This is a genomic window from Brevibacillus sp., from assembly GCF_003521185.1.
GTDB lineage: Bacteria > Bacillota > Bacilli > Brevibacillales > Brevibacillaceae > Brevibacillus > Brevibacillus parabrevis.
In genome coordinates this window covers 1-495 of sequence record NZ_DOTK01000067.1, presented here as the reverse complement: position 1 = coordinate 495, position 495 = coordinate 1, and the positions used below count along the sequence as shown (strand labels likewise).

Sequence of the window (495 nt, the reverse complement as noted above, 5' to 3'; positions counted from 1 at the left end):
CTTACCGCTTGGCTATACCCCAAAAACGCGAAAAAAATGGTGGGGAGAGACGGATTCGAACCGCCGAACCCGGAGGGAGCAGATTTACAGTCTGCCGTGTTTAGCCACTTCACTATCTCCCCATTTTCAGCTATAAAAAGTGGTGGAGGCTGACGGGATCGAACCGCCGACCCTCTGCTTGTAAGGCAGATGCTCTCCCAGCTGAGCTAAGCCTCCGAAGTCCCTCACAAAGTGAAGAGATTGCGTTGTAGCAACACCAAGTACTTTGCGAGAGCCCCAACAAATAGTTGGGTGTATAGGTGACCCGTAGGGGATTCGAACCCCTGTATGACAGCGTGAAAGGCTGCTGTGTTAAACCGCTTCACCAACGGGCCATGATTGTTAGGATGACTTCTGGTGCTCCCGACAGGAATCGAACCTGCGACCTCTTCCTTACCATGGAAACGCTCTACCGACTGAGCTACAGGAGCATCATATGGCTCCTCGGGACGGACT

4 tRNA genes are annotated in these 495 nt (G+C 52.7%); all 4 read right to left on the bottom strand.

The window, feature by feature from the left end:
* Nucleotides 1–37: 37 nt before the first annotated feature.
* Nucleotides 38–122: transfer RNA gene (locus tag DEP07_RS20680), tRNA-Tyr, on the bottom strand.
* Between the two features lie 18 nt (nt 123–140).
* Nucleotides 141–216, bottom strand: a tRNA-Val gene (locus DEP07_RS20675).
* 84 nt (nt 217–300) lie between these two features.
* A tRNA-Glu gene (locus tag DEP07_RS20670) sits at nt 301–374 on the bottom strand.
* Nucleotides 375–394: 20 nt separating this feature from the next.
* A tRNA-Thr gene (locus DEP07_RS20665) sits at nt 395–470 on the bottom strand.
* Nucleotides 471–495 lie beyond the last annotated feature (25 nt).